The organism is Pseudomonas sp. IT-P176 (genome assembly GCF_949767245.1).
Classification (GTDB): domain Bacteria; phylum Pseudomonadota; class Gammaproteobacteria; order Pseudomonadales; family Pseudomonadaceae; genus Aquipseudomonas.
Genome location: NZ_CATKPN010000035.1, coordinates 638,093 through 662,806, shown reverse-complemented (window position 1 = coordinate 662,806; position 24,714 = coordinate 638,093). Strand labels below are relative to the sequence as shown.

The window sequence follows — 24,714 nt, the reverse complement described above, 5'->3', positions numbered from 1 at the left end:
AGGCCTCTGGAAGGTGTTCGAAAGTCGGTAGCGAGGTACAGGCAGCACCCTGAGCGCTTGGGGGAGCGTGAAACGTCCCTTGGCCTGAGTCCATGCTGCGTCACCGCTCGCCCCTTTCAGGACAGCTTCTAAGGAGCAGTCATGAGCTATGTGATCGACCGACGTCTCAATGGCAAGAACAAGAGCACGGTAAACCGTCAGCGGTTTCTGCGGCGTTACCGTGATCACATCAAAAAGGCCGTCGAAGAGGCGGTCAGTCGGCGTTCCATCACCGATATGGAACACGGCGAACAGATCAGCATTCCCGGTCGCGATATCGACGAACCGGTGCTTCATCACGGTCGTGGTGGCAAACAGACCGTGGTGCATCCGGGCAACAAGGAATTCACCAGCGGTGAGCATATTGCACGTCCACCCGGTGGAGGTGGCGGTAAAGGCCCGGGCAAGGCCGGCAACTCCGGCGAAGGCATGGATGAGTTCGTCTTCCAGATTACCCAGGAAGAATTCCTCGAATTCATGTTCGAAGACCTGGAGCTGCCCAACCTGGTCAAGCGCAACCTGACCGGTACCGACACCTTCAAGACCGTGCGAGCCGGCATCAGCAACGAAGGCAACCCATCGCGGATCAACATCATCCGCACCCTGCGCTCAGCCCATGCCAGGCGTATCGCCCTGTCCGGCAGCAGCCGCGCCAAACTGCGCGACGCCAAGGACGAACTGGCACGACTGAAACTGGAAGAACCAGACAACTTCGGCGATATCCAGGAAATCGAAGCAGAAATCGAGCGTCTTAGCGCACGTATTCACCGCGTACCGTTCCTGGACACCTTCGACCTCAAGTACAACCTGCTGATCAAGCAACCCAACCCCAGCTCCAAGGCGGTGATGTTTTGCCTGATGGACGTTTCCGGCTCCATGACCCAGGCGACCAAGGACATCGCCAAGCGCTTCTTCATCCTGTTGTACCTGTTCCTCAAGCGTAACTACGACAAGATCGACGTAGTCTTCATCCGCCACCACACCAGTGCCCGGGAAGTGGACGAAGAGGAGTTTTTCTACTCCCGCGAAACCGGCGGCACCATCGTCTCCAGCGCCTTGAAACTGATGCAGGAGATCATGGCCGAGCGTTATCCAAGCAACGACTGGAACATCTACGCCGCCCAGGCCTCCGACGGCGACAACTGGAACGATGACTCGCCGATCTGCCGCGACATCCTGATCAACCAGATCATGCCGTTCGTGCAGTACTACACTTATGTGGAGATTACCCCGCGCGAACACCAGGCCCTGTGGTACGAATACGAGCGTATTGCCGAAGCCTTTTCCGACAATTTTGCCCAGCAGCAACTGGTTTCGGCCGGGGATATCTATCCGGTCTTCCGTGAACTCTTCCAGCGCAGGTTAGTGACATGACCGCCAAAGAGCAGAAGCGCCAACCCATCTCCACCGGCTCCGAATGGACATTCGAGCTGATCCAGGCCTACGACCGCGAAATCAGCCGTATTGCGGCCCGTTATGCGCTGGATACCTATCCCAACCAGATCGAGGTGATCACCGCCGAGCAAATGATGGATGCCTACGCCTCCGTGGGCATGCCCCTGGGCTACCACCACTGGTCCTATGGCAAACACTTCCTCAGCACCGAAAAATCCTACAGCCGAGGCCAGATGGGGCTGGCCTACGAAATCGTGATCAACTCGGACCCCTGCATCGCCTACCTGATGGAAGAAAACACCATCTGCATGCAGGCATTGGTGGTGGCCCATGCCTGCTACGGCCACAACAGCTTTTTCAAGGGCAACTACCTGTTCCGCACCTGGACCGATGCCAGCTCGATCATCGATTACCTGGTGTTTGCCAAGCAGTACATCATGCAATGCGAGGAGCGCCATGGCATCGACGCCGTCGAGGACCTGCTGGACTCCTGCCACGCCTTGATGAACTACGGCGTCGACCGCTACAAACGCCCATACCCGATCTCGGCGGAGGAAGAACGGCGCCGCCAGAAAGACCGTGAAGAACACCTGCAAAAGCAGATCAACGACCTGTGGCGCACCATTCCCAAGGGTGCCGACAAGTACAACGAGAAAGACAACGCGCGTTTTCCCGCCGAACCCCAGGAGAACATCCTGTATTTCATCGAGAAACACGCACCGCTGCTGGAGCCCTGGCAGCGGGAAATCGTGCGCATCGTGCGCAAGATCGCCCAGTACTTCTACCCGCAACGCCAGACCCAGGTGATGAACGAAGGTTGGGCGACGTTCTGGCACTACACCTTGATGAACGACCTGTATGACGAAGGCCTGGTCACCGACGGTTTCATGATGGAGTTCCTCACCTCGCACACCAGCGTGGTCTACCAGCCGGGGTTCGACAGCCCGTACTACAGCGGGATCAACCCCTACACCCTGGGTTTTGCCATGTACCGCGATATCCGGCGCATGTGCGAAGAGCCCACCGAGGAAGATTACCGCTGGTTCCCGGACGTCGCCGGGACCGACTGGCTGTCGAGCATCAAGTTCGCCATGAGCAGCTTCAAGGATGAGAGCTTCATCCTGCAGTACCTGTCGCCCAAGGTGATCCGCGACCTGAAGCTGTTCAGCATCCTCGATGACGACCAGAAGGACGACCTGCTGGTGCCCGCCATCCATGACGAGGACGGTTACCGGACTATCCGGGAAACCCTGGCGGCTCAGTACAACCTGGGCAATCGCGAACCCAACGTGCAGATCTACAGCATCGACCGCCGTGGCGACCGCTCGCTGACCCTGCGCCATCAACAACACGATCGCAAACCCCTGGGAGAGTCGACCGAGGAAGTACTCAAGCACCTGCACCGTTTGTGGGGCTTCGATATTCACCTGGAAACCCTGCAAGGCGACCAGGTCATGAAAACCCATCACGTCCCGCCCAGATCGGAGCACAGCGAGGGCGACTACGGCCGGCTCGACCTGGCCGTCATTCATCTTTGAAACCAACCTGGCCTCCGTTGGCTCGATGCAAGGGTTATCCTGTCGAGCTAACGGAGGTTTTTTATGCAGATTTATAAAGTCGGCGGCGCAGTGCGAGATCGCCTGCTCGGCAAACCTGTTACCGATATCGACTGGGTCGTGGTGGGTGCCAGCACCGAAGAGATGCTCGCCAAGGGCTTTCGCCCGGTTGGTGCTGACTTCCCGGTGTTCCTGCACCCCAGGACGGGGGAGGAATATGCCCTCGCCCGCACCGAACGCAAGAGCGGGCGCGGGTATGGTGGGTTCACCTTTCACGCCAGCCCCGAAGTGACCCTGGAAGAAGACCTGATTCGCCGGGATCTGACGATCAACGCCATGGCCGAAGACGATCACGGCCAATTGACCGACCCCTACCAGGGTCAACGCGACCTCCAGGCCCGCGTACTGCGCCACGTTTCCCCCGCGTTCGCCGAAGATCCCCTACGAGTCCTGCGGGTTGCCCGTTTCGCCGCCCGGTATGCCGCGCTCGGTTTCACCGTAGCCCCAGAGACTCTGGAGCTGATGCGCCAACTCAGTGAATCCGGCGAATTGCAGGCACTGACTGCCGAGCGCAGCTGGAAGGAAATCTCCCGCGCCCTGATGGAGGAGCAGCCCCAGGTGTTCATTCAGGTGCTACGCGACTGTGGCGCACTGAAGGTTTTGTTGCCGGAGATTGATGCGCTGTTCGGCGTGCCCCAACCCGAAGTCCATCACCCGGAAATCGACAGCGGCGTGCATACCTTGAGCGTCCTGCACCAGGCCGCCCTACACAAACAACCGCTGACCGTGCGCTGGGCCTGCTTGCTGCACGATCTGGGGAAAGGCCTGACCCCACAAGACGAGTGGCCCCGGCACATTGCCCATGAACACAAGGGCCTGAAGCTGATCAAGGCGGTCAATAACCGCTTCAAGGCTCCGCGCGACTGCCAGGAACTGGCATTGCTGGTGGGCGAGTACCACACCCACGGCCACCGCGCACTGGAGCTAAAGCCCTCGACCTTACTCGAACTGCTGCAAAGCTTTGACGTTTATCGGCGCCCGCAGCGCTTCGAAGAATTCATCGTCGCCTGCGAGATGGATGCTCGTGGGCGCAAGGGCCTGGAGCAAAGAAGTTATCCACAAGCGGATTACTTGCGTGGCGCAGCGACCGCCGCTCGCAACGTGGCGGTTCAGCCGTTGCTGGAACAGGGATTCAAGGGCCCGGAACTGGGCGAAGCGCTCAAGCGCGAACGGCTCAAGGCACTGAAAGCCTACAAAGAGGCGGCATCTGCCTGAAAAGCATCGTGGGCAAGCGGAGCAGCGCCCGGCCCGCTCCCACATGGACGGTGTTCATCCTGGATGTGGGAGCTGGGGTCAGAGCAGATTCAAAGGCGTCAGCGGCTCTCCACGCCACTCGAATGCCACCGGCGCCAACACCTGATCAATCTGCGCCTCAGCCCACAGCGTCGCGAAGCTTTTTCCCGCTCCCGGATGCACCCGGTCCGGGGCAATCAGCGACAACGGCCACAACACAAAGGCATTTTTCAGAATTTCGGCACGCGGAAGAATCAAACCGTCAAAGTTGCCCACCAGATCGCCGTACAACAACACGTCGATATCCAGCGGCAACCCCTTGCGATCCGGCGCGTAACGGCCGTTATCGGCCTCGATGAACTTCAAGCGGCGATCCAGTTCGATCAACGGCAGGCCGGTAAACGCCGACACCACAAAGTTGAAAAACGGCCCGCTCTTGATCCCCACCGGCTGGCTTTCGAATACCGCCGAGCAGCGCATATCCACCAAAAACCCACTCAGCGCTTCCAGCCCCGCCAACAAATGGGTTTCACGCTCGACATTACTGCCCAGCCCAAGAAATACCTGAGTTAGCGACATCCGCGCTCGATCTCCACGCCCACGCCAGTAGCCGCCGGAACGGCCCCTGGCTTGGTCAGTTTGAGACGCATCCAGGTGATCTTGAATTCGCTCATCAACACTTCGGCCAGGCGCTCGGCAAAAGTCTCCACCAACTGGAACTGGGCTTGCTCGGCAAACGCCTGGATACGCGTCGAAACACTGGCGTAATCGAGCGCCAGGGTCAGGTCATCGCCGGCTGCTGCCGGACGATTGTCCCAGGCAAAGCTCAGATCAAGACGCAGGCACTGACGGATGCCGCGCTCCCAGTCGTAGGCACCGATTACCGTGTCGACTTCCAGGCCCTCGATAAACACTCTGTCCAAGCACTTTTCTCCGCAGCACGACAAGGGCGCAATGCGCCGTTAGAATCAGGGCGTCCTCGCCCGGAATAGTTAGCATGTTTTGGTCACTGGCGATTTTCGCCTACCTGCTTGGCTCGCTGTCCTTCGCCATTTTGCTCAGCCGCCTGACCGGTAACCCCGATCCGCGAATGAGTGGCTCGGGTAATGCCGGCGCCACCAACATGTTACGCCTGGCGGGAAAAAAACTCGCGGTCCTGACGTTGCTGGGCGACCTGTGCAAAGGCCTGCTGCCGGTTCTGCTGGCGGCCATCGCCGGGCTGTCGATCCAACAACAGGCCTGGGTCGGCATCTGCGCCGTCATCGGCCACCTGTTCCCGCTGTACTTTCGCTTTCGCGGCGGCAAAGGCGTGGCGACCGCCGCCGGCATGCTGCTGGGGCTCTACCCGCCGGCTGCACTCCTGGCCATTGGCGGCTGGCTGCTGACCTTCTACCTGACCCGCACCAGCTCGCTGGCGGCGTTGATCGCCACACCCCTGACCTTGCCATTGCTGGCCTGGCAGGAGCCGGCAGCGCTGCTGCCCATGAGCGTCCTGACGATCCTGATCGTCTGGCGCCACCGCGGCAATCTACGCGACCTGTTTGCCGGGCGCGAACGGCATTTTTAACCCCGCCCCCTGAGCCACCTTCACCAGACCCGGTTTACAGCGCCGACAACTGCTCCATTGGCCAACGTGCCTGCACGCTGATCGCCAGGCTTTCATGCTGCCCAGCCTGCAGACGCTGGCAGCCGGCAAAAGCGATCATCGCGCCGTTATCGGTGCAGAACTCCGGGCGGGCGTAGTAAACGTCGCCCTTCATATCACCGAGCATTTTCTCCAGGGAAACCCGCAAAGCCTTGTTCGCGCTCACGCCGCCAGCGATCACCAGACGCTTGAGACCCGCCTGTTTCAAGGCGCGCTTGCACTTGACGGTCAAAGTCTCCACCACCGCCTGCTGGAAGGCCAGTGCGATGTCGCTACGAGTCTGCTCGCTGTCGTCTCCAGCGCTGACGCACTGCTGCCAGGTGTTCAGCGCAAAGGTTTTCAGGCCACTGAAGCTGAACGCCAGGCCCGGCCGGTCGCACATCGGCCGCGGGAAGGTGAATCGTCCCGGGACACCGTGCTCTGCCAGACGAGCGATTTCCGGACCGCCGGGGTAATTGAGTCCCATCATCTTCGCCGTCTTGTCGAATGCTTCACCCGCGGCATCGTCGAGGGTCTCGCCCAACAGCTCGTATTGACCGATTGCATCGACCCGCACCAGCTGCGTATGCCCACCGGAGACCAACAAAGCGACGAACGGAAATTCGGGCGGTTGCGGCTCGAGCATCGGCGCCAGCAAATGCCCTTCCATGTGGTGCACGCCGAGGGCCGGAATACCCCAGGCAAACGCCAGCGCCTGGGCGCAGGAAGCCCCCACCAGCAAGGCGCCCACCAGGCCGGGACCCGCGGTGTAGGCGATCGCGTCGATCTCGGTCGGCACGCAGTCCGCCTCAGCCAAGACCTGACGGATCAAGGGCAGCATGCGCTTGACGTGATCCCGTGAAGCCAGCTCTGGCACCACGCCACCATAGGCACGGTGCAGGTCGATCTGACTGAACAGTGCGTCGGCCAGCAGACCTTTTTCACTGTCGTAAAGTGCGACGCCGGTTTCGTCGCAGGAGGTTTCTAATCCCAGTACTAGCATGGGTTTGCGCCTTGTTTAGGCTAAATTCGAAGGCGCGCATAATAGTCCCCATGGGATGCCCCGACCAGCGGTTTTCGATCAGAGGCTTTGCATTCCGAGCGATGAGGGGTTAACATCCGCAACCCTTAAAAACCGACGTCTTCAAGTGCTCTTTTGCCGCGAGGATGTTGACCCCGGTAATGAATGAAGGTAGCTCTGGATGCCAGCCGTCAAAGTAAAAGAGAACGAACCCTTCGACGTAGCTCTGCGTCGTTTCAAGCGCTCCTGCGAAAAAGCCGGTGTACTGGCTGAAGTTCGTAGCCGCGAATTTTACGAGAAGCCAACTTCTGAGCGTAAGCGCAAAGCAGCAGCCGCTGTTAAGCGTCACGCCAAGAAAGTTCAGCGCGAACAGCGCCGCGCCGTTCGTCTGTACTAATACACAGACGATCGTAGCAAGCTTCTGCCAAGCCCGGCCCTCAGCCGGGCTTATGGCATTTGCGGATATCGCTTGATGCTTCACTGTCAAAGCCGCAGACGCGACCGCGACAAACTGCTTTACACGTCAGACCTGGCTCTTTTGCCAGCAGTGCACGTCTCTTCTGACGAGCCTTCCAAGGCTACTGACGAGCACACCCTACTGATTCCTCTCAACGACGATCAGCCCAAGGCGCCTTCTTGCGTGCCTGCTTTTGAGCTATCCGAGGCCTGTCACCGGGCACTGCGGGACTCAGCGCAATACTTTCGAACAGTCGAACCCTGATTGGGACTAACCTCAGTGGATTTTCGGCGGATACACTCCCCTACCGCGAATACGCAGACGATACCTGGTCGAGCCGCACACTTGCCGCGCCTCAAAATCATGACCGGTATCCACTCGCCTCTCGCGTGGGCCAGATACTCACATGCAGTGATGACGAGAACGCCATGGCCGGGCTGATTCCCCAGAGCTTTATTGACGACCTTCTGAACCGCACCGACATCGTCGATGTGGTCAGCTCGCGGCTGCAAATGAAAAAAGCCGGCAAGAACTACACTGCCTGCTGCCCATTCCACAAAGAAAAGACCCCCTCCTTCAGCGTCAGCCCGGACAAACAGTTCTATTACTGCTTTGGCTGCGGCGCGGGAGGCAATGCCCTCGGCTTCCTCATGGACCACGACAACCTGGACTTCCCCCAGGCCGTCGAGGACTTGGCCAAAGCCGCCGGCATGGAAATTCCCCGCGAAGAAAGTGGCCGCCCGCACAAACCCCGGCAACCCACCGACTCGCCGCTGTACCCGCTCCTGAACGCCGCCGCCGACTTTTACCGCCAGGCTCTGAAAAGCCATCCGGCGCGCAAAGCCGCGGTCGACTACCTGAAGGGCCGCGGCCTGACCGGTGAGATCGCCCGGGATTTCGGCCTGGGTTTTGCGCCTCCTGGCTGGGACAACCTGTTCAAGCACTTGAGCAGCGACACCCTGCAACAGAAAGCCATGATCGATGCCGGCCTGCTGATCGAGAATGCCGAAAGCGGCAAGCGCTACGACCGCTTTCGCGATCGCGTGATGTTCCCGATCCGCGACAGCCGTGGACGCATCATCGCCTTTGGCGGCCGGGTGCTGGGCGACGACAAGCCGAAATACCTGAACTCACCGGAAACCCCGGTCTTTCATAAAGGCCAGGAGCTCTACGGCCTGTATGAAGCGCGCAAAAACAACCGCAACCTCGACGAGATCATCGTCGTCGAGGGCTACATGGACGTCATCGCCCTGGCCCAGCAAGGCCTGCGCAACGCCGTCGCCACACTCGGCACCGCCACCAGCGAAGAACACCTCAAGCGCCTGTTTCGGGTGGTGCCCAACGTATTGTTCTGCTTCGATGGCGACCAAGCCGGGCGCAATGCCGCCTGGCGCGCCCTGGAGTCGACGCTGTCGAGCCTGCAGGACGGACGACGCGCACGCTTCCTGTTCCTGCCGGAAGGCGAAGACCCGGACACCTTGGTCCGCTCCGAAGGCACCGACGCCTTTCGTGCCCGCATCAACCAGCACGCACAACCCCTGGCCGACTATTTCTTCCAGCAGTTGATCGAAGAGTCCGATCCGCGCTCGCTTGAGGGCAAGGCCCACATGGCCACCCTCGCCGCGCCGCTGATCGACAAGGTGCCCGGGGCAAATCTGCGCACCCTGATGCGCCAGCGCCTGAGCGAAATCACCGGCCTCAACAGCGAAGCGGTCAGCCAACTGGTGCAAAGCGCACCACAAGAAGCGCCGCCAGCCTACGATCCAGGCATCGATTACGACGCCATGCCGGATTATTCCGACTACCATCAACCGCAGGAAGCCTACGCGCCCCAGCAGGAATGGACGCCGAAAAAGTCTGGCGGCGGCAAGAAATGGGAAGACAAACCCTGGGACAAAAAAGGCAAGCGAGGCGGCGATCGCGATCAGCCACGTGCCCCGCGCGTCCCGGCCGCCGTCGAACCACCAACACTGGCCGCTTTACGCACGCTACTGCACCACCCGCAACTGGCGGAAAAAGTCGAGGACGCCGGGCACTTCGCGGCCGAGGACCACTCCAACACGCAATTGCTGGTGGCACTGCTCGAAGCGGTACAGAAGAATCCCAAGCTAAACTCATTTCAGTTGATTGCGCGCTGGCACGGGACCGAACAAGGTCGCCTGCTCAAGGCATTGGCCGAAAAGGAATGGTTGATTGATGGCGACAACCTTGAACAACAGTTTTTCGACACCATAACTAGCTTGTCAGCCCGCCAACGCGAGCGAAACCTGGAACAACTGCTCAGGAAAGCACGTCAAAGTGAGCTGAGTAGCGATGAGAAAAACCAACTGCGCGACCTTCTAAGTCGCAATGTTTCCGCATCAAGCCCGACCTCAACTGGCGCGTGAGGTCATAGCTCAGGTATAATCCTCGGCTTGTTTTTTGCCCGCCAAGACCTTCAGTGGATAGGGTGTTATGTCCGGAAAAGCGCAACAGCAGTCTCGTATCAAAGAGTTGATCACACTCGGTCGTGAGCAGGGCTACCTGACTTACGCGGAGGTCAACGACCACCTGCCGGAGGATATTTCAGATCCGGAACAGGTGGAAGACATCATCCGCATGATCAACGACATGGGGATCAACGTATTCGAGGTTGCGCCAGATAAGGATTCCCTTATGCTGGCCGACGCCGATACCGACGAAGCCGCGGCCGAAGAGGCAGCAGCAGCGTTGGCAGCGGTTGAGACCGACATTGGTCGCACTACCGACCCAGTGCGCATGTACATGCGTGAAATGGGTACCGTAGAGCTCCTCACTCGTGAAGGCGAAATTGAAATCGCCAAGCGTATTGAAGAGGGCATCCGTGAAGTGATGGGCGCGATTGCGCACTTCCCTGGCACGGTTGATCACATTCTCTCCGAATACACTCGCGTCACCACCGAAGGTGGTCGCCTGTCTGACGTCCTGAGCGGTTATATCGACCCGGACGACGGGATTGCGCCGCCTGCTGCAGAAGTGCCGCCGCCTGTCGACCCGAAAGCAGCGCCTGCTGCCGACGATGCCGAAGAAGACGACGCTGAAGCCAGTGACGACGAAGAAGAAGCCGAAAGCGGTCCGGATCCGGTCATCGCAGCCCAGCGTTTTGGCGCTGTCGCCGACCAGATGGAAATTACCCGCAAGGCCCTGAAAAAGCACGGTCGTGACCACAAGCAAGCAATTGCCGAAATGGTCGCGTTGGCCGAGCTGTTCATGCCGATCAAGCTGGTGCCCAAGCAATTCGAAGGCCTGGTCGAGCGTGTGCGCAGTGCCCTGGATCGTCTGCGTCAGCAAGAGCGCGCGATCATGCAACTCTGCGTACGTGATGCACGTATGCCGCGTGCCGACTTCCTGCGCCAGTTCCCGGGCAACGAAGTAGACGAAAGCTGGACCGAAGCACTGGCCAAAGGCAAAAGCAAATACGCTGAAGCCATCGGTCGCCTGCAACCGGACATCATTCGTTGCCAGCAGAAGCTGACCGCACTGCAAACCGAAACCGGTTTGACGATCGCCGAGATCAAGGACATCAACCGTCGCATGTCGATCGGTGAGGCCAAGGCCCGCCGCGCGAAGAAAGAGATGGTCGAAGCGAACTTGCGTCTGGTGATCTCCATCGCCAAGAAGTACACCAACCGTGGCCTGCAATTCCTTGACTTGATCCAGGAAGGCAACATCGGCTTGATGAAAGCGGTGGACAAGTTCGAATACCGTCGTGGCTACAAATTCTCGACTTATGCCACCTGGTGGATCCGTCAGGCGATCACTCGCTCGATCGCCGACCAGGCCCGCACCATCCGTATTCCGGTGCACATGATCGAGACGATCAACAAGCTCAACCGTATTTCCCGGCAGATGCTGCAGGAAATGGGTCGCGAACCGACCCCGGAAGAGCTGGGCGAACGCATGGAAATGCCTGAGGACAAGATCCGCAAGGTATTGAAGATCGCTAAAGAGCCGATCTCCATGGAAACCCCGATCGGTGATGACGAAGACTCCCACCTGGGTGACTTCATCGAAGACTCGACCATGCAGTCGCCAATCGATGTCGCTACCGTTGAGAGCCTTAAAGAAGCGACTCGCGAAGTACTCTCCGGCCTCACTGCCCGTGAAGCCAAGGTCCTGCGCATGCGTTTCGGCATCGACATGAATACCGACCACACCCTCGAGGAAGTTGGTAAGCAGTTCGACGTTACCCGTGAACGGATTCGTCAGATCGAAGCCAAGGCGCTGCGCAAGCTGCGCCACCCGACGAGAAGCGAGCATCTGCGCTCCTTCCTCGACGAGTGATCACAAAACCCCCGGCCCTGCCGGGGGTTTTGCTTTATGCAGATTAAATCCTCGCGACATCGCTCCCGCCGCCCAGCCCGTCTACACTCGAAACATTCCCCCCCAAGCCATAACGAGACCGTTATGCCCAGACTCCCGGCCGTGCTGCTACTGTCGCTGATGACCTGGACCGCAACGGCTGGCGCGCTGACTCTTAATGACGAAGAACGTGGCTGGCTGGCGGCTCATCCAGAGTTACGCCTGGGCGTCGACGCGTCGTGGCCGCCATTCGAGTTTCGTGACGAGCAAGGCCGCTACCAGGGCCTGGCGGCGGACTACATCAACGTGGTGCGCGATCGTCTGGCCGTCAAGGTTACGCCCGTGGAGCCGGTCAGTTGGACCGAGGTGCTGGACCAGGTCAAAAAGGGCAAGCTCGACCTGCTGCCCGGCATCATGTCCACCCCCGAGCGCCAGAACTACCTGGCCTTCACCCGACCCTACCTGGATTTCCCCATCGTTATCCTGGCCCATGTGGGAGGCGCCCAGCCCCATAACCTTGAGGACCTCTACGGCCTGAAAATCGCCGTGGTGGAAAACTACGCCCCGCACGAACTGCTGCGCACCCAGCACCCCGATCTCAACCTGGTGCCCTTGCCCAATGTCAGCTCGGCGCTGCAGGCCCTGGCTACCGATGAGGTCGACGCCGTTGTCGGCGACCTCGCGTCCAGTGTCTGGAGCCTGCGCCAACTCAAGCTCGATGGGCTCTACGTCAGCGGCGAAACCCCCTATCGCTACCAACTGGCGATGGCCGTGCCACGGGATAACAAACTGCTGGTAAGCATCCTCGACAAAGTGCTGGCCGACATGAGCCCCGGGGAAATCAGCGCCATCCAGGAGCACTGGGTAGGCAACGTCCTCGATCACCGGGGCTTCTGGTCCGACCTGTTGATCTATGGCCTGCCCGGTGTGGGCTTGCTGATCGCGATTCTCGCCGTGGTGATCCGCATCAATCGCCGCCTGAGCTCGGAAATTTCCCGGCGGGTCGCCCTGGAACAGGAACTGCGCAGCAGCGAATACCATTACCGCGGCCTGGTGGAGAGTTTGTCCGCCATCGCCTGGGAAGCACGCATCAGTGACTTCACCTACAGCTACGTGTCGCCCCACGCCGAAGATCTACTCGGTTACCCCCTGTCCCACTGGTTGATTCCCGGCTTCTGGCGCAACATCATTCACCCCGCCGACCTGACACGGGCCCAGAGTTTCTGCGATCACGAAGTGCTGGCCGGGCGCGATCACAGCCTCGACTACCGAGTGATCACGGCCGACGGGCGTTGCCTGTGGGTACGCGACATCGTCAGTCTGATCGAACACGGCCACGAGCCGATCATGCGTGGCCTGATGATCGACATCAGCGAAGCCAAGCGCACCGAAGAAGCCCTGCGCCTCTCCGAGCAGAAGTTTGCCTCGGTGTTCCAGCAGTGCCCGGACATCCTGGTGATTGCGCGCCTGTCCGACGGTTGCCTGCTGGAAGTCAACGAGGCCTTCGAGGAGCAGATCGGCCTGAGCGCCGAACAAGTGGTGGGACAAACCGCCACCGATCTGAACATCTGGGGCATTGCCGGCGTCGGCCCGGGACTGTTGCAGCGTTTGCAGGCCGGCAGCATTCGCAACCTGGAGATGCCCTTTCGCCGCAGCAATGGCCAAGTGTTCACCGGCCTGATCTCCGCCGAGCCCTTCGAGCTCGACACCACGCCAGCGCTGGTGGTGGTGGTCCGGGACATCAGCCAGCTCAAGGAAACCCAACAGCAACTGCAGACCTCCGAAGAGAAGTTCGCCAAGGCCTTCCATGCCTCACCTGATGGCCTGCTGCTCTCACGGGTCAGCGACGGTCTGCTGATCGAGGTCAACGAAGGGTTCAGCCGCATCACCGGTTTCAATAGCGCCATGTCCCTGGATCGCTCGACCCTCGACCTGGGGATCTGGGTCAACCTCAATGAGCGTCGCAAAATGCTCGACCTGCTCAAACGCGACGGCTTAGTGCGCGACTTCACCTGCCACATCCGGCGCAACGACGGGCAGATCCGCCTCTGCGAAATGTCCAGCCGACCGCTACCGATCGGCGAAGAAGAATGCATGCTGACCATCGCCCGGGACATTACCGAGCGGCACCTGATGCAGGAAAAACTGCAACAGGCTGCCACCGTGTTCGAGAGCACCGCCGAGGGCGTGTTGATCACCGACACCCAGCAGCACATCAGCGCCGTCAACCGTGCCTTCAGCGAGATTACCGGCTACAGCGAGACCGAAGCCCTGGGCCACACCCCAAGGCTCCTGGCCTCGGGCCTGCACGACAGCGCCTTCTACGCGGCCATGTGGCATCAGTTGACCGCCGAGGGCCATTGGCAGGGCGAGATCTCCAACCGGCGCAAAAATGGCGAGCTGTACCCCAGCTGGCTGACCATCAGCGCGGTGCGCAACAAGGACCGCTTCATCACCCACTTCGTCGCGGTATTTGCCGATATTTCGAGCCTCAAGCACGCCCAGGCCAAGCTCGACTATCAGGCCCACCACGACCCGCTGACCGGCCTGCCGAACCGCACGCTGTTCGAAAACCGCCTGCTGACAGCCCTCAACGGCCAACGTGAACAGGGTGGCCTGGGGGCCGTGCTGTTTCTCGACCTCGACCGCTTCAAACACATCAACGACAGCCTCGGGCATCCAGTCGGCGACCTCCTGCTCAAGGGCATCGCCGTGCGGCTCAAGGAGCAACTGCGGGACATCGACACCGTGGCCCGCCTGGGCGGCGACGAGTTCATCATCCTGCTGCCGGGCCTGCAGCAAGCCAGCGATGCCGACAACATCGCCAACAAGCTGCTGAACTGCTTTGGCGCGCCGTTCCAGGCCGGTGAACATGAGTTCTTCATCAGCGCCAGCATCGGCACCAGCCTCTATCCCAAGGACGGTAGCGACGTCGCCACCCTGGTCAAGAACGCCGATGCGGCCATGTATCGCTCCAAGGCCAAAGGCCGCAACCGGGTCGAAAGCTATACCCGCGACCTCACCGCCCAGGCTAGCGAACGCATAGCCCTGGAACATGAACTGCGCCGCGCCATCGAACGCAACGAATTGTCCCTGTACTACCAACCGAAAATCAGCCTCAACCATCCACGCCTGGTCGGCGCCGAAGCGCTGATCCGCTGGCACCACCCGACCTTCGGCGATGTACCGCCCGAGCACTTCATTTCCCTGGCCGAAGAAAACGGCATGATCCTGCAGATCGGCGACTGGGTACTGGAACAGGCTTGCCTGCAGATGCACGAATGGAGCAAGCGCTACGAGGGGTTCGGCTCACTCTCGGTCAATCTCGCCGGCGCCCAACTGCGCCAGCCCAACCTCTTGGGGCGCATCGAACAACTGCTCAGGGACAACCACCTCAAACCCGGCCTGCTGCAACTGGAGATCACCGAAAACTTCATCATGAGCCAGGCCGAAGAAGCCCTGGAAGTCCTGCACCAACTCAAACGCCTGGGAGTGCAACTGGCCATCGACGACTTCGGCACCGGCTACTCCTCCCTCAGCTACCTCAAGCGCCTGCCGCTGGACTACCTGAAAATCGACCAGTCCTTCGTCCGCGGCCTGCCCGACGACCCCCACGACGTGGCCATCGTCCGCGCAATCATCGCCCTTGGCCGCAGCATGCAATTCACCATCATCGCCGAAGGCGTGGAAACCCAGGCCCAACAGCAGTTCCTCGCCGGCGAAGGCTGCGAACAGATCCAGGGCTACATCGTCAGCCTGCCCCTGCCCGCCGACGAATTCGCCGCAACCTTCCTTCGTATCGCAGTTTCGGACTTTTCGGATAGCACAGCCGAGAAACCATCGCTATAATCCGCGGCCTACTGAGGGCCTATAGCTCAGTTGGTTAGAGCAGAGGACTCATAATCCTTTGGTCCACGGTTCAAGTCCGTGTGGGCCCACCAAATCCGAAAGCCGCGCACTGCGCGGCTTTCGTGTTTCTGGATGGACCACTACATTGGCCGATGAGCTGCCCGTCCACAGTCCGTGGACGTCGACCGTAGAGGACTGCCCAATGCTAGCCAAGTGGATGGATTCAGTATCTAGACAAGCCAGCTAGTTTGTAGCCTTCAAGCCACAAATAATAACTAGGACACCTATTCTGTAGCCCGTGAGCCATAAATCAAATGTGGCGTCTCTTGCGCAGATGTAGCCCAAGAGCTACATTTTCCTGCATCAAATCTGTTTTAGATGCCCAGGGGCTACAAATGACCTCTCTCTACGATATTTCCGAAATGCTGAAACAGGCGCGTGGCGATGCGAAACTGAGCCAGGACGCACTGGCCAGCCGTGCCGGCGTTTCACGCACCACGGTAGCGCGCATGGAAACATTGGCCAAAGGCGATATGAGCGTCTCAGTGCTGGTTCGGCTGCTGGAAGCAGCAGGCTATGACCTGAAGCTAGTTAAAGCCGGGCACGAACGCACGGTTGAAGACATCCTCAGCGAACAGCGGTCAGGGAGTGCTTGAGCATGATCCTCGACGTTCACGTCAGCTCAAGGTTAGTGGCCAAGCTCTACCGGGAGCGCGATGAATACGTGCTGAAGTATCTTCCAGGAACAGCAGTGGAAGACTTTGTCAGCCTGACGATGCCTGTTCGCGAAGAAGCATGGCGCTGGCCCCGCGACCTGTTCCCTTTTTTCCGGCAAAACCTGCCCGAGGGTTATTTGCTCGGTGTTATCCGTGAAGAGTTTGGCCCGCTGCTCGATGGCACCGATCTGTCGCTGCTGGGCGTGGTGGGAGGCACCGGCATCGGCAGAGTCTCGGTCACGCCTGAAGGCATTCAGCCAGGCGTCGAGATGGCTCCCCTGGAGATCAACCACCTTCTCAGGGCGCAAAACACCACCGACCGATTCGCCGCACTGGTACGGCAATACGCTCGGGTAGCCGTTTCAGGGGTCGTGCCAAAATTCATTGCCACCGACGCCGCCGAACCTCGGAAGCCGCTAGGCAAACCGACCCTGCGCACGGGCTTTCACATCATCAAAGGCTCCGACGACACTACCCCTTTTCTAGGTTTCAACGAGTTCTACACCATGCGCGTACTGGCGCGGCTTAATGTCGTACCGGTCGCAACTTGTCGCATGTCTGAGGACGGCAAAATCCTGGTAGTAGATCGCTTCGACGTGGACGAGCACGGCCTCCCACGCTGCGGCGTCGAAGACGCCTGTGGGCTACTGGGTTTGCCGCCACATGAAAAGTACGCCCCCACCACCGAACGGGTGTGGAATGCCACACGGGCCTACATCCCCGCTGACCGTCTCCAGGCTCAACGCGAGCACCTAGGCTGGCAGCTACTGACCAACTACGTGGTGCGCAATGCCGACTGCCATTCGAAGAACATCGCGCTGTTTTATACCTCGCGTGCTGACGTGGCCTTTACTCCGGTCTATGACCTGGTGACCACTCAGGCCTACCCGCGCTTCGCTAGCAGCCCTCCTGGTCTGTCCGTAGGCAGAAGACAAACCTGGACACCGGGTCGATCACTGGAAACATTTTTCAAAGCCGTGCTGAGCATTCCTCCGAGCAAGTACGCTGCCATGGTCGAACAACTCTGCGAATCCGCCGTAGAGGTCGGACTCGAAGTTATCGAAGCATCGAGAAATGAGCCCGCTTGGCGCGATGTGGCCAAACACATGTTGCACGCCTGGAACGAAGGCATGGAAACATTGCGCAGCCCCAAAGCCGCCCCGCATTTTCGCGGCTTGGATACCGCCATCGAAGAGGCTGGTTTCTCAGGGCCGCGCAAAACAGAGCGCAGCCGAGAGGTGATTGGTCGCTCTGAATTGCTGGCAAAGAAGCACTGAAACTATAGCTGGGGGCCAACTGGTTTAAACCACTCCCCACAGCAGCCTTGCGCTGCGACGCCCCAGTGAGCCAAATATCCGAAGATTGGCATTGAAGCGACTTTCGTGTTTCTAGTCGACGCGCGCTGATTCACCCCTAACCACGCTAATCAAATGTCCAGCTATCCCTGCCGTGAGGCGAATAACTTTCATCAAGCGTTGGCATGGCGGCCGGAACTATAGCGAACTCACCATCCAGAGCCCCCAGGACTCGTGCATAAGCGACCATGCCCACCGACAGATCACCCTTTTCGATGGCGATAACCTTCTGTCGAGTGATGCCCGCCAGGGCCGCGAGGCGGGCTTGGGTCAGCCCGCGATTCAGGCGGCGTTGGCGGAGCTGCTCATACCCTCAATATTCCCCGCCCTTCGTTCCCTGCAACAGCTTTCCCAGCTATTTGCGACCGCCTGCCCATTCGTGCGTTTAGGGGTTGGTCACATCACTCAGCATTTGCTAGATTCGAGCCTTGCCTGCCTGGCGAGCCTGAGAGTTGTGGGCGTCATTCCGTGCTTGAATCAGCCGCGACTGATCCCGTTTCCGGGCGTATAAAAAAACATCAATACAGTCAATGGCATACCTAGCGGACATCGGACATGGAAGTAGTTCAGGCACATCCAGCAGTAGACTCCAGGTTGAGTCATGTGCGTGATTTCGAAGAGTGTCGCCACACCGAGAGCGGCGCTGTGTTTATTATCGCCTCGGGCAGTTCGGCCAAGGACTTCCCGATCGAAGAATTCGCTCACATCCCGATGATCACCATGAATGGTGCGATCTCGCTGTTCAGCAAGACGGCCATCCGGCCGCACTTCTACGTTTGCACCGACATGAGCTTTCCGCTCCAGCAGCCTGAGTTTTTTGCCCATGCGATGAAAATCAGCCAACGGGTTGCCTTGTGGGCAGAGTATGCGCGCCGCACAAACGTGCACCCGGCGGGGAAACTGTTCACGCTCAAACGTGCCCCGAAACAAACCTGGCTCGACTATTTTTTTCGGCGCAACAAGAACCTGGTGCAAAGCCGTGCGCCCATCGGGCAACGAGCCAAGAGTATTGGCTTCAGCAAGAACCTCAGTGATGGTTTTTTTGATGCCCGCACGGTGGCCTATCTGGCATTGCAACTGGCCCACCACCTGGGCTTCAGCAAAGTGTTCCTGGTGGGGGTCGATCTGAATCAGTCCACCGGGCGTTTTTATGAAACCACAGGCTCAGTGCTCTCCCCTTGCGGCCTCGACAAGCATTTCCACACGCGGATTCTTCCCTCGTTGAAGTTGATGTCGAACAAAGTCATGGGGGAAAACTTCGCCGTGTATAACCTGTCCAGCAGCTCGCGGATTCCTGACAGTGTGATTCCGAGAATCGATCTCCCGGCCCTCAGAACCCTTCTCAAATGAGACCTTAAAGGGCGCAGTTGTCCCCCCAGCGCCGCCATGGATGTGCTGTAACATGCACGCCCACTGACCTGTGCTGTTGGAGAAGCCGTTTTGCCTGACACTCGCCCCCTCGCGCTCGATGAAATCGACCGCCAATTGATCGCCGCCTTGCAGCTCAACGCCCGCGAAAGCGTGGCCATGCTCGCCCGGCAACTGGGCATTGCGCGCACCACGGTGACGTCGCGGCTGACGCGCCTGGAAAAGGCCAAGGTGATCACCGGCTACGGCGTGCGCCTCGGCCAGCGAGTGGTCGACGGCGGCTTGCAGGCCTATGTCGGCATCACCGTGCAGCCGCGCTCCGGCAAGGAAGTACTGCGCCGCCTGAGCAGCATGGCCCAGGTCCAGCAACTCTGTGCGGTCAGCGGTGAGTTCGATTACGTCGCCTGGCTGCGCACCGAGTCGCCGGAGCAACTGGACCAATTGCTCGACCAGATCGGCAGCGTCGATGGCGTCGAGAAAACCACCACCTCGATCATCCTCAGCAGCAAGATCGACCGCGGCCAGCCAGTCTGACCAGAATATTCGTCATATCGAAGCATCACCATGCAAAACGACGACACTTTGCGTCTTATTAACGTGCACTACGCTCCCTAGAATGGCGACAGTCTTTTCCTATACTCAGCACCTCGTGCGAGTCGCCAGCAAGGTCAGCCATGAACAACAACAATCGCCATCCTGCAGACGGTAAAAAACCGGTCACCATCTTCGGTCCCGACTTCCCTTTCGCCTTTGATGACTGGATCGAACACCCGGCCGGCCTGGGCAGCATCCCGGCGCACAACCACGGCGCGGAAGTGGCGATTGTCGGTGCCGGCATTGCCGGGCTGGTGGCGGCGTATGAGCTGATGAAGCTGGGCTTGAAACCGGTCGTCTACGAAGCCTCGAAAATGGGTGGGCGCCTGCGCTCCCAAGCCTTCGAAGGTGCCGAGGGGATCATTGCCGAACTGGGCGGCATGCGCTTCCCGGTGTCGTCCACCGCCTTCTATCACTACGTCGACAAGCTGGGGCTTGAGACCAAGCCCTTCCCCAACCCGCTGACGCCGGCCTCCGGCAGCACGGTCATCGACCTGGAAGGCCAGACCCACTACGCGCAAAAACTCGCCGACCTGCCCGCGCTATTCCAGGAAGTCGCCGACGCCTGGGCTGACGCCCTGGAGGACGGTTCGCGCTTTGGCGAGATCCAGCAAGCGATCCGCGACCGCGACGTACCGCGCCTCAAGGAGCTGTGGAACACCCTGGTGCCGCTGTGGGATGACCGCACCTTCTACGATTTCGTCGCCACCTCCAAAGCCTTCGCCAAGCTGTCGTTCCACCACCGCGAAGTGTTTGGCCAGGTCGGTTTCGGCACGGGCGGCTGGGACTCGGATTTCCCCAACTCGATGCTGGAAATCTTCCGCGTGGTGATGACCAACTGCGACGATCACCAGCACCTGGTGGTCGGCGGCGTCGAACAAGTACCGCTGGGTATCTGGCGTCATGTGCCGGAACGTTGTGCGCACTGGCCAGCGGGCACCAGCCTCAGCTCCCTGCACAACGGTGCGCCACGCACCGGGGTCAAGCGCATCGCCCGTGCTGCCGATGGGCGCTTCAGCGTCACCGACAACTGGGGTGATACCCGCGAGTACGCGGCGGTGCTGACCACCTGCCAAAGCTGGTTGCTGACCACCCAGATCGAGTGCGAAGAATCGCTATTCTCGCAAAAGATGTGGATGGCCCTGGACCGCACCCGCTACATGCAGTCGTCGAAGACCTTCGTCATGGTCGACCGGCCGTTCTGGAAAGACAAAGACCCGGAAACCGGCCGCGACCTGATGAGCATGACCCTCACCGATCGCCTGACCCGTGGCACCTACCTCTTCGACAACGGCGATGACAAGCCTGGGGTGATTTGCCTGTCGTACTCCTGGATGAGCGACGCGCTGAAAATGCTCCCGCAGCCGATCGAAAAACGGGTGAAACTGGCCCTCGATGCGCTGAAGAAGATCTACCCAAAAGTCGACATCGCCGCGCGCATCATCGGCGATCCGATTACTGTGTCCTGGGAAGCCGACCCGCACTTCCTCGGCGCGTTCAAAGGCGCCCTGCCCGGCCATTACCGCTACAACCAGCGGATGTACGCGCACTTCATGCAGCAGGAAATGCCGGCCGAGCAGCGCGGGATTTTTATCGCCGGCGATGACGTATCCTGGACCCCGGCCTGGGTCGAAGGCGCGGTGCAGACCTCGCTCAATGCGGTCTGGGGCATCATGAATCACTTCGGCGGCAGCACCCATGCCGAGAACCCGGGCCCGGGTGATGTGTTCAATGAAATCGGGCCAATCGCCCTGCCCGAGTAAGAGGAGTCCGAAATGCGCGTAGCCCTGTACCAATGCCCACCGCTGCCGCTCGACGTTGCCGCCAATCTGCATCGCCTGCAGCAGCTCGCGACAGAAGCCAAGGGCGCCGACCTGCTGGTGGTTCCGGAGATGTTCCTCACCGGCTACAACATCGGCGTCGACGCGGTCAATGTCCTGGCCCAGGTGTACAACGGTGAAGCCGCGCAACAGATCGCCCAGATCGCCAGAACCTCGGGGGTCGCCATCCTGTATGGCTACCCCGAGCGTGCCGAGGACGGGCAGATCTACAACGCCGTGCAGTTGATCGACGCGCAGGGCACGCGCCTGTGCAACTACCGCAAGACCCATCTGTTCGGCGACCTCGACCACTCGATGTTCAGCGCCGGCGAGGACGACTTTCCCCTGGTCGAGCTCAACGGTTGGAAGCTCGGTTTTTTGATCTGTTACGACCTGGAGTTCCCGGAGAACGCCCGGCGCCTGGCCTTGGCCGGAGCCGAGCTGATCCTGGTGCCGACGGCCAACATGATCCCCTTCGACTTCATCGCGGACGTCACCGTGCGCGCTCGTGCCTACGAGAACCAGTGCTACGTGGCCTACGCCAACTACTGCGGCAGTGAAGAGCAGATCCACTACTGCGGGCAAAGCAGCATCGCCGCACCGGATGGCAGCCGTATCGCCCAGGCTGGCCTCGATGAAGCGCTGATCGTCGGCACCCTGGATCGCCAATTGATGCTGGACTCGCGCGCCGCCAATCGCTATTTCCTCGATCGTCGGCCAGCACTCTACGACGCGCTGAACAAGCGCTGACCCAAGGTTTTCGCTAGCATGAGCACTTACCCAGTAGCGGAAGTGCTCATGCCTGCGCCGATCCACCCCCTTGTCCACCACGAAACCCTGGCCAACGGCCTGCGGCTTGCGCTGCGTCATGCGCCCGGTTTGAAACGGTGTGCCGCCGTGTTACGGGTGGCCGCCGGCAGCCACGACGCGCCCCTGGCCTGGCCTGGCCTGGCGCATTTCCTTGAGCACTTGCTGTTCCTTGGCACCGAACGATTTCCTGCCAGCGATGGGCTGATGGCCTACGTGCAACGTCAGGGCGGCCAGTTGAATGCGCAAACCGGCGAACGCCGCACAGACTTTTTCTTCGAACTGCCGCCCGAGGCTTTTGCGGCGGGACTCGAGCGCCTGGGCGACATGCTCGCCCACCCGCGACTGCATCCGGACGAGCAACTGCGTGAACGGGAAGTGCTGCAAGCCGAGTACCTCGCCTGGTCCCAGGATGCCGCAGCCCAGCAACACCAGGCCCTGTTCGACGGCCTCGCGGCGGATCACCCGTTGCGCGGCTTCCACGCCGGCAATCGTGACAGCCTTGCGGTGCAGCACCCTGAGTTCCAACAAGCGCTCAAGGACTACTATCAGCGGTTTTACCAGACCGGGCAGATGACCTTGAGCCTGGTCGGCCCGCAGCCTGTGGATCAATTGCAGCGCCTGGCGCAGCAACTGGTCAGCCCGTTGCGGGTCGGCGCACGGCAACCGCAAAGTCCGCCGCGTTCCTTGATGTCCGAGGCGGGCAGCAGTTATCAACAGGCCAGCGAACGCCAACTCAACCTGCTGTTCGCTTGCGAAGGTTTGCCCGAGTCCAGCGCCGAAGCCCTGGACTATCTCTGCACCTGGCTCAACTGCGCCAAGCCCGGCGGCCTGCTCGCCGAGTTGCGCCAGCGCCAGTGGGTCGACAGCCTCAAGGCAACAGCGCTGTACCACTTTGCCGGGCAAGCGCTGCTGCATGTGCAGTTCCAGCTCAGCGCCACCGCTACCACGCAGCCTGCCTCAATCCGCAGTCTGTTCAACGACTGGCTGAGCTTCTTCGGCCAGCAGTACACCGCGCCAAAACTCGGCGAAGAATATGCCCTGCTGCAGCAACGCAGGCGCCAGTCGAGCAACGCCTTGAGCCTCGCTCGCCTCGACATCGAGCCCGTGCAACCGCTGCTGCCTGAGTCCGCGGTCGGTGCCCTCGCGACGATCTTGCAACAGCTCGATCCGGCACCTGTGGATAACCCGGCCATCACCTGGCAACTGCCACCGCCCAATCCGTTCCTGCGCAGCGCCGAAGAGCCGCCAGCCGCCGGCCTGATTCGCGGCCAAACCAGTGCGCACCGGGGCTTGCGCACCTTCGCCCAGGACCGCACCCGCGGTCGTCGCGAGCGTTCGGCCTTGCAGTTCAACCTGGCGCTGCCAGACACCAGCGGTGAAGGGGCTGTGTGCCTGCGCTGGCGCCTGGCCTCAACGCCGTCGGCCAACCTGCAGCCGGTGCTGGCCCGCAGCCTGCAAGGCCTGATCGACGACGCCGGCCAAGCAGGCGTCGAATTGTCGTTCAGCGAAACTGGCGACCAATGGCTGCTGAAGTTGCTGGGTCGACATGAGCCGATGCCGGCAATTCTCGAACAGGCGCTGTTGTGCCTGACCCAGCCCGCCGCCGAACACTGGCACGCCACACAAGCGCCGCCAGGGTTGATCGCCATCCGACAATTGCTCAAGGCCCTGCCTGAGGTGTGCCTGGGCCAGACGCCAGGCGCGACAGCAGACGCTGCCGGCCCTGCGGACCTGCCCGCGATCTGGGCCAGTGCGCATTGGGATGGCCTGGCTGCCGGCCTGCCCGCCAGCGCACACACCACCATTACCCGGGCCCTGAGTCGGGCTCCGGGCATCGCCGACAGTGAGCCGATGCCACCCGTCGCCATCGCCGGTCAACGACTCTGGAGCACAGTGCCCTGCCAGGGTGGCGAGCACGCGCTCTTGTTGTTCTGCCCCACACCATCGCGGGACGTGGCCGACGAAGCCGCATGGCGCCTGCTGGCCCAGCTCAGCCAAACGCCTTACTACCAGCGCCTGCGGGTCGAACTGCAGTTGGGCTATGCAGTGTTCAGCGGGGTGCGGCAGATCCACGGGCAAACCGGCCTGCTGTTCGGCGTACAGTCGCCAGGTACCCCGGCAGCGCAACTGCTCGCTCACATCGAGGCGTTTATCCAGCAACTGCCAACGCAACTCGCCAGCCTGGACGATGCCGCGCTGGCCGAACAGTTGCAGACGCTGGCCGGACAACTCGACAGCCATACCCTGCCCTTGCCCCAGGCCTTCGAGCTGCTCTGGCAGGGCAAACTGGCCAACCACCCGTCGGATTACCTGATGCAATTGCAACAAGCTGTACTGAATCTGCAACGTCCCGCCCTGCTGCACGCCGCCCACTGCCTGGAGCAGGCCACAGGCGGATGGCGATGTGTATCCAGCGATGCCGGCCCACAGGGCGCGTGGCAAACGAGTGGGGGATCATTACCGGGGCTGTAATGGGTTTTCTTCGAGAGAAGTCTCC

General features: G+C 60.5%; 18 protein-coding genes, 1 tRNA gene and 1 pseudogene. 16 read left to right on the top strand and 4 right to left on the bottom strand.

The window, feature by feature from the left end; all coding sequences use genetic code 11:
• Positions 1-141: 141 nt before the first annotated feature.
• The 3 genes from ACM6IP_RS09100 (at position 142) to ACM6IP_RS09090 (ending at position 4,265) form a co-directional block, all read left to right on the top strand.
• On the top strand, positions 142-1,413 hold the full coding sequence (locus tag ACM6IP_RS09100) for a YeaH/YhbH family protein (RefSeq protein ID WP_095170582.1): 1,272 nt from the start codon (positions 142-144) through the stop codon (positions 1,411-1,413).
• Entirely contained in the window at positions 1,410-2,972 is a 1,563-nt protein-coding gene (locus ACM6IP_RS09095) for a SpoVR family protein (protein ID WP_095170584.1), read from the top strand. Before ACM6IP_RS09100 ends, ACM6IP_RS09095 begins: the two co-directional genes overlap by 4 nt.
• A gap of 63 nt (positions 2,973-3,035) precedes the next feature.
• Positions 3,036-4,265 carry a multifunctional CCA addition/repair protein gene (locus ACM6IP_RS09090; protein ID WP_320333136.1) on the top strand — a complete coding sequence of 410 codons (1,230 nt, stop codon included), beginning with the start codon at positions 3,036-3,038 and terminating at the stop codon, positions 4,263-4,265.
• Between the two features lie 78 nt (positions 4,266-4,343).
• Here ACM6IP_RS09090 and folK read toward each other — a convergent pair whose 3' ends face one another.
• On the bottom strand, positions 4,344-4,862 hold the full coding sequence (gene folK / locus ACM6IP_RS09085; RefSeq protein WP_401125674.1) for a 2-amino-4-hydroxy-6-hydroxymethyldihydropteridine diphosphokinase: 519 nt from the start codon (positions 4,860-4,862) through the stop codon (positions 4,344-4,346).
• A complete protein-coding gene (folB, locus tag ACM6IP_RS09080) occupies positions 4,853-5,206 on the bottom strand; it encodes a dihydroneopterin aldolase (RefSeq protein WP_095170590.1) in 354 nt (117 codons plus the stop codon). Before folB ends, folK begins: the two co-directional genes overlap by 10 nt.
• A gap of 74 nt (positions 5,207-5,280) precedes the next feature.
• Between folB and plsY the strand changes: the two genes are divergently transcribed.
• A complete protein-coding gene (plsY, locus tag ACM6IP_RS09075; RefSeq protein ID WP_095170592.1) occupies positions 5,281-5,850 on the top strand; it encodes a glycerol-3-phosphate 1-O-acyltransferase PlsY in 570 nt (189 codons plus the stop codon).
• Positions 5,851-5,884: 34 nt separating this feature from the next.
• On the opposite strand, the gene tsaD is transcribed toward plsY, so the two are convergent.
• Positions 5,885-6,910 carry a tRNA (adenosine(37)-N6)-threonylcarbamoyltransferase complex transferase subunit TsaD gene (gene tsaD / locus ACM6IP_RS09070; protein ID WP_095170594.1) on the bottom strand — a complete coding sequence of 342 codons (1,026 nt, stop codon included), beginning with the start codon at positions 6,908-6,910 and terminating at the stop codon, positions 5,885-5,887.
• Positions 6,911-7,109: 199 nt separating this feature from the next.
• On the opposite strand from tsaD, the gene rpsU reads away from it, so the two are divergent.
• From rpsU to ACM6IP_RS09035, 7 genes are all read left to right on the top strand, one after another.
• The gene (rpsU, locus tag ACM6IP_RS09065; RefSeq protein WP_002551877.1) at positions 7,110-7,325 is read left to right on the top strand and encodes a 30S ribosomal protein S21; all 216 of its coding nucleotides are present in this window, start codon (positions 7,110-7,112) and stop codon (positions 7,323-7,325) included.
• Positions 7,326-7,813: 488 nt separating this feature from the next.
• A complete protein-coding gene (gene dnaG, locus ACM6IP_RS09060) occupies positions 7,814-9,772 on the top strand; it encodes a DNA primase (RefSeq protein WP_320333138.1) in 1,959 nt (652 codons plus the stop codon).
• 67 nt (positions 9,773-9,839) lie between these two features.
• A complete protein-coding gene (gene rpoD / locus ACM6IP_RS09055) occupies positions 9,840-11,687 on the top strand; it encodes an RNA polymerase sigma factor RpoD (protein ID WP_095170598.1) in 1,848 nt (615 codons plus the stop codon).
• A 123-nt stretch (positions 11,688-11,810) separates the two neighbouring features.
• Complete coding sequence (locus ACM6IP_RS09050; protein WP_414861315.1) at positions 11,811-15,554, top strand: EAL domain-containing protein; 3,744 nt, start codon at positions 11,811-11,813, stop codon at positions 15,552-15,554.
• 15 nt (positions 15,555-15,569) lie between these two features.
• Positions 15,570-15,646: transfer RNA gene (locus ACM6IP_RS09045), tRNA-Ile, on the top strand.
• A gap of 303 nt (positions 15,647-15,949) precedes the next feature.
• Positions 15,950-16,210, top strand: coding sequence for a helix-turn-helix domain-containing protein (locus tag ACM6IP_RS09040; RefSeq protein ID WP_095170602.1), 261 nt, complete (start codon positions 15,950-15,952; stop codon positions 16,208-16,210).
• 2 nt (positions 16,211-16,212) lie between these two features.
• Positions 16,213-17,547: a type II toxin-antitoxin system HipA family toxin gene (locus tag ACM6IP_RS09035; RefSeq protein ID WP_414861314.1), complete on the top strand. Its 1,335-nt coding sequence runs from the start codon at positions 16,213-16,215 to the stop codon at positions 17,545-17,547.
• Positions 17,548-17,692: 145 nt separating this feature from the next.
• On the opposite strand, the pseudogene ACM6IP_RS09030 reads toward ACM6IP_RS09035, so the two are convergent.
• Positions 17,693-17,932 (bottom strand): annotated as a pseudogene (locus tag ACM6IP_RS09030) (helix-turn-helix transcriptional regulator); the annotation flags it as partial.
• Between the two features lie 248 nt (positions 17,933-18,180).
• Here ACM6IP_RS09030 and ACM6IP_RS09025 point away from each other — a divergent pair.
• From ACM6IP_RS09025 to pqqF, 5 genes are all read left to right on the top strand, one after another.
• Positions 18,181-18,975: a lipopolysaccharide biosynthesis protein gene (locus ACM6IP_RS09025; protein WP_095170607.1), complete on the top strand. Its 795-nt coding sequence runs from the start codon at positions 18,181-18,183 to the stop codon at positions 18,973-18,975.
• A 90-nt stretch (positions 18,976-19,065) separates the two neighbouring features.
• A complete protein-coding gene (locus ACM6IP_RS09020) occupies positions 19,066-19,527 on the top strand; it encodes an Lrp/AsnC family transcriptional regulator (RefSeq protein WP_095170609.1) in 462 nt (153 codons plus the stop codon).
• Positions 19,528-19,667: 140 nt separating this feature from the next.
• The gene (locus ACM6IP_RS09015; protein WP_095170611.1) at positions 19,668-21,350 is read left to right on the top strand and encodes a flavin monoamine oxidase family protein; all 1,683 of its coding nucleotides are present in this window, start codon (positions 19,668-19,670) and stop codon (positions 21,348-21,350) included.
• A gap of 12 nt (positions 21,351-21,362) precedes the next feature.
• Positions 21,363-22,157 (top strand): carbon-nitrogen hydrolase family protein, encoded by a 795-nt coding sequence (locus ACM6IP_RS09010; protein WP_095170613.1) that lies wholly within the window; start codon positions 21,363-21,365, stop codon positions 22,155-22,157.
• 48 nt (positions 22,158-22,205) lie between these two features.
• Entirely contained in the window at positions 22,206-24,689 is a 2,484-nt protein-coding gene (pqqF, locus tag ACM6IP_RS09005) for a pyrroloquinoline quinone biosynthesis protein PqqF (RefSeq protein WP_414861327.1), read from the top strand.
• The last annotated feature ends 25 nt before the right edge of the window (positions 24,690-24,714 follow it).